Source organism: Paraburkholderia sp. Ac-20342, from assembly GCF_017104985.1.
In the GTDB taxonomy this organism is placed as follows: Bacteria; Pseudomonadota; Gammaproteobacteria; order Burkholderiales; family Burkholderiaceae; genus Paraburkholderia.
This window is the reverse complement of sequence record NZ_JAAGPQ010000196.1, coordinates 1-2,596: the sequence shown is the minus strand read 5'-3', so window position 1 is coordinate 2,596 and position 2,596 is coordinate 1. Positions and strand designations below refer to the sequence as shown.

Genomic DNA, 2,596 nt, shown 5'->3' with positions numbered 1-2,596 from the left:
GCCGCCGCGACCGCGCCCGCGTCGGTCTGCGCCTTCGTGTCGTGCTGCTTCGCCCGGGTGCTCGCCGCGTTGCCGTTCGACGCCTGGCGCGCATGTCCCGCCGACGCAGCGGACGCCGTGCCCGCGCCGCTCTGGCTGCCGCTCGCGCTCTTCGGCGTGGACGCGGGCGGCGGGGCGTCATGCACGCTCGACGTCTGGGTCGGCGATGCCGTCGGCGAACTGCTCTGCTGCTGGCTCGCGCTCTGCGAAGCCGCGCTGTTCTGCTGATCGATGCTCTGCTGCAAGGTCTGCGCGAACGGCATCACGTTGACCGCGGCGCTCGAGGCCGCGCCGGTCGAGCCATTGCCACCGAGCAGCGAACTGACTTGCGAGCCGATCTCTGAAAGAAGCGACATAGGAAATCCTGTGAATCCGTCAAACGGGGGCGGGGTGTCCGGTCAGGCGAACGCCGTGAAACCCGGCAGCGTTCGGCGCCACATGCATCACGCGCCCTCGGCGCGCATGCGCAGAATCCGCGCGGCATATTCGTCGGAATCGCGTTGATCGCGCCGCGCGGCGGTCTTCGCTTCGGCAGCCTCTCCGCGCGCCTGCAGCACTTCGTACGAGCCGAGCCGCTGCTTCTGGCGCTGCCATTCGGGCTTCGCCGCTTCGACGCGCGCGTTCGCCGCGCCGAGCAGATTGCGCTGCTGTTCGATCGCGGCGTCGAGCGTGTCGATGAACGCCTGGAAGTTGCGCATGTTGCCGGCCGGCATGCCGCTCTGGGCCGTCGCCGTGAAGCGCGCGTGGTATTCGTCGCGGTACTGCACGAGCGCGTTCAGCTGCGCCTCGACGTCGTTGCGCTCGCGCTGCGCGCGGCCGAGGCGTTGCGCGGCGGCGTCCACGTCGTCCTGTGCGAGACCGATCAGCGTCTTGATCGGGAAATGTTTCGCCATCGTCAACCTCCTCGGGCCTGTTTCCCGCTCATGGCGGGCTTGCGAGCATGCTTTTGCGTCGTGCGAGGACGGCGCAAAAGCACGTTCCCTTAAAAATAATCGGTCGCGCGACGGACCGCCAGCAAGACGATCCCCGCGTCATGCCACTCGCGGATACCGCGAGCCATCCGCTGCGCCCTCGAACCCCGACGCACCTCGATGAGCCTCGCACCTCGCACCTCGCGCCCGGCCGCTCCGGCGGCCCGCGCCGGCACATTGGCTGCCGGCGGCAACGGTGCCTACACAAACAGCGCGTTCAGCATGTCGATGCTCGGCGCGAAGTTCGCACACTCGCGAAATCCTTGCTGCAGAAACTGTTCCATCCGCGGATACAGCGCGATCGCGCGATCGAGCACCGCATCGCGTCCGCTCGAATACGCGCCCACGTTGATGAGATCGCGGTTGCGCTGATAGCGCGACAGCATCTGCTTGAACATACGCGTTTTATTCAGGTGGTTCTCGTCGATCAGCGCGGTCATTGCCCGGCTAATCGACGCTTCGATATCGATGGCCGGGTAGTGGCCCGCCTCGGCGAGCGTGCGCGACAGCACGATATGGCCGTCGAGAATCGCGCGCGCCGAGTCGGCAATCGGGTCCTGCTGGTCGTCGCCTTCGGTCAGCACCGTGTAGAACGCAGTGATCGAGCCGCCGCCCGCCGGACCGTTGCCGGTGCGCTCGACGAGCGCAGGCAGCTTTGCGAACACCGACGGCGGATAGCCCTTGGTCGCGGGCGGCTCGCCGACCGCCAGCGCGATCTCGCGCTGCGCCATCGCGTAGCGGGTCAGCGAGTCCATCAGCAGCAGCACGTGCTTGCCCTGGTCGCGGAAATATTCGGCGAGCGAGGTCGAATAGGCAGCGGCCTGCATGCGCAACAGCGGCGACACGTCGGCGGGCGCGGCGATCACGACCGAGCGCGCCAACCCTTCCTCGCCGAGAATCTGCTCGATGAATTCCTTCACTTCGCGGCCGCGTTCGCCGATCAGGCCGATCACGATCACCTCGGCGCTGGTGTAGCGCGCCATCGTGCCGAGCAGCACCGATTTACCGACACCCGAACCCGCGAACAGCCCCATGCGCTGACCGCGGCCAACCGTCAGTAGCGCATTGATGGCGCGCACGCCGACGTCGAGCACCTGGTGGATCGGCTCGCGATTGAGCGGGTTGATGACCGGCGCGGACAGCGGCGCATCGCTTTGCGTGCCGAGCGGGCCGAGCCCGTCGAGCGGCCGGCCCGACGCGTCGAGCACGCGGCCGAGCAGTTCCCAGCCGACCGGCAGACGCTTGGCGCCCGCCATCGGATCGGCGATCGGCGCGCTTTCGAGCGGAAAGACGCGCGCGCCGGGCAACAGGCCGATCACTTCGGTGGTCGGCATCAGAAACAGCTTGTCGCCGGAGAAGCCGACCACTTCGGCTTCGGCCATCGGCAGCGAACTGCCGGGCGGCAGTTCGATCATTACCTCGGCGCCGACCGACAGGCGCAGGCCCACGGCTTCGAGCACGAGACCGGCCGCGCGCGTCAGCCGTCCGCACGCGCGCAGCGGCCGCGCGATCGCATTGCGCGCGAGATCGGAAGAGCGGCGTGCAGGGCAAGAGTGTGGTCCAATGGTTAGATCGCGGTGGGTGCC

The 2,596-nt window shown here is 68.1% G+C and carries 2 protein-coding genes and 1 pseudogene; all 3 read right to left on the bottom strand.

What is annotated here, in order from left to right; translation table 11 throughout:
• Positions 1–395, bottom strand: a pseudogene (locus G3N58_RS33655) (flagellar hook-length control protein FliK); the annotation flags it as partial.
• 87 nt (positions 396–482) lie between these two features.
• Positions 483–932 carry a flagellar export protein FliJ gene (gene fliJ / locus G3N58_RS33650; RefSeq protein WP_167047409.1) on the bottom strand — a complete coding sequence of 150 codons (450 nt, stop codon included), beginning with the start codon at positions 930–932 and terminating at the stop codon, positions 483–485.
• A gap of 278 nt (positions 933–1,210) precedes the next feature.
• Positions 1,211–2,575, bottom strand: a complete 1,365-nt coding sequence (fliI, locus tag G3N58_RS33645; RefSeq protein WP_346778321.1) for a flagellar protein export ATPase FliI — start codon at positions 2,573–2,575, stop codon at positions 1,211–1,213.
• Between the last annotated feature and the right edge of the window lie 21 nt (positions 2,576–2,596).

Coding starts and splice junctions, on each gene's coding strand:
- fliJ (WP_167047409.1), bottom strand. CDS start 932: ATGGCGAAACATTTCCCGATCAAGACGCTGATCGGTCTCGCACAGGAC.